At 41.4% G+C, this 1,796-nt stretch carries 3 protein-coding genes; 1 reads left to right on the forward strand and 2 read right to left on the reverse strand.

Translation table 11 applies throughout. The features are described 5' to 3' along the window. The first annotated feature begins 25 nt into the window (after nt 1-25). On the forward strand, nt 26-406 hold the full coding sequence (locus GNE10_RS34275; protein ID WP_099068086.1) for a response regulator transcription factor: 381 nt from the start codon (nt 26-28) through the stop codon (nt 404-406). Between the two features lie 323 nt (nt 407-729). Here the strand turns inward: GNE10_RS34275 and GNE10_RS34280 are convergent, their stop codons facing one another. Together GNE10_RS34280 and GNE10_RS34285 are read right to left on the reverse strand one after the other, a co-directional pair. Further along, nucleotides 730-1,452 (reverse strand): M48 family metallopeptidase, encoded by a 723-nt coding sequence (locus GNE10_RS34280; protein ID WP_185570474.1) that lies wholly within the window; start codon nt 1,450-1,452, stop codon nt 730-732. Between the two features lie 70 nt (nt 1,453-1,522). Then, nucleotides 1,523-1,693, reverse strand: coding sequence for a hypothetical protein (locus GNE10_RS34285; RefSeq protein ID WP_185570475.1), 171 nt, complete (start codon nt 1,691-1,693; stop codon nt 1,523-1,525). Nucleotides 1,694-1,796 lie beyond the last annotated feature (103 nt).

Genomic DNA, 1,796 nt, shown 5'->3' on the forward strand with positions numbered 1-1,796 from the left:
GCCCCATGCCCCATACCCCAATCCTATGACTCAAAAAATTCTGATTGTTGACGATGAACCCAATATCTTGACTTTGATGGAACAAGCCCTAGAAGATTTAGAAGATGAGGGAGTGGAACTTTTAACTGCTAAAAATGGTGAAGAAGCTCTGGAGATGATTAAAACTGAAAAACCAAACCTGGTTTTTCTCGATGTGATGATGCCTAAAATGAATGGCCTGAAAGTTTGTCAGATTGTCAAACACGAATTGCAAATGACTGACATTCACATCATAATTTTGACAGCTAAGGGACAAGAATTTGATAAACAAAAGGGAATCGAAGTTGGTGCAGATTTATATTTGACTAAACCATTTCGTCCTAAAGAAGTACTGGAAAAATCAATGGAAGTGTTGGGCATTCACTAGAATTTCGCAACAGTTCCAAATCCAGAAAGCCTTGTAAAACTTTAAAAGTAAACAGGGAATAGGCAACACGCAACAGTTCGATACCCGTTAAAGGATAATGTGGCTGTTTTTCAAGTATAAAGTAGCCTAAGGACAGAACCTATGATAGAAGCGGATTTGAGAGAATTGAGTGCAATCGCTTGTAAAGTATAGCCAAAGTAGGGCAATGTAAAAATAAGCATTCCGGGTTTTAAGAGCGGGCACTTTATCCTTTAATTCCGGCCAGATTATCCCTTAAGTTACACTTTCCGTAAGTCATTGTTAATTTTTATAAAAATTTTCAGCTAAGATGGCAGCCAATCAGCTTCCCATGACTCCAGAGTAATCTTACGTTCTCTCCAATCTGGCATTACAGTACCTAGCGCTTCCCAAAAGGCATCACCGTGATGACGGTGTAATAAATGGACTAATTCATGAGCAACTACATATTCCAGAACCGCTACAGGAGCATCAATTAATTGCCAGTTGATGCGGATTATCTTGTCTTGGCCACAGCTTCCCCAAATCCGTTTTTGTTCGGAAAGTTTAATATCGACTGGCTTGACACCTAACTTACGGGCATAAACTCTGGCGAAATGCTGAATGTCCTGTAAAATGCGATCGCGTTTCCAAGCAATCAAAGCCTGCTCAATTGCATTCTGTTGTTCATCTGTAGTCAAATGGTGTGGTACTTGGATGTAAAAGCGGCTTTTGCAAGTAATCATTACCTGTTCTACATCGGCTGACTCCACCTGCAACATTAAGCGCCGTCCCCGATACATCACTTTTGCCCCACTTACATAACGCTGGGTAATTTCTGGGGGATGCTTTGGGCGACAATCTTCTACAGCATTAAATAGCCAGCGCCGTTTGCTATCGAGAAAAGCGGTAATTTTTTCCGAGGGAGTATCGGGTGGTGCGACAACTTCTACAGCTTCAGGAGTAACGATGATGCGCTGGTTTTTGGTGCGCTTACTATAGCGCACAGTGTAGGGGATGCTGGTTTGACCGATTTGTAGAATAGGCATAGCAATTAAAGGGAACAAACCGGAGGCTGCTAGCAATTAGACAGACTCAAACCCTTTTATTATTAGCATTTTAAGAGCAGCCTTTTTTCTTAATACAAGAAGAATTTGTTTTTGGGCGAATGCAAGTTTTACCTACCTCGGCTGAAGAATCAGCTAACACAGCTTTGTAGATGCAGAGTAAATTTTCTAGATGATCGCCACTTAACTTGTTAAAGGGTGCCGGAAATTCTTCTACAGGCATGATATCTCCATCCTTGACATTAAAGCCTAGAGCGCGAGCGCCAGTTGTAATATCATGTCCGCTTGATTACTTATTAAACCCGAAAAACCCCACCCCTTAATCC

Source organism: Nostoc sp. 2RC, from assembly GCF_014222165.1.
In the GTDB taxonomy this organism is placed as follows: Bacteria; Cyanobacteriota; Cyanobacteriia; order Cyanobacteriales; family Nostocaceae; genus Nostoc; species Nostoc linckia.

What these genes read in the sequence shown, in the direction of transcription:
- GNE10_RS34285 (WP_185570475.1), bottom strand. Translation starts at nt 1,693, where the DNA reads ATGCCTGTAGAAGAATTTCCGGCACCCTTTAACAAGTTAAGTGGCGAT.
- GNE10_RS34275 (WP_099068086.1), top strand. Translation starts at nt 26, where the DNA reads ATGACTCAAAAAATTCTGATTGTTGACGATGAACCCAATATCTTGACT.
- GNE10_RS34280 (WP_185570474.1), bottom strand. Translation starts at nt 1,452, where the DNA reads ATGCCTATTCTACAAATCGGTCAAACCAGCATCCCCTACACTGTGCGC.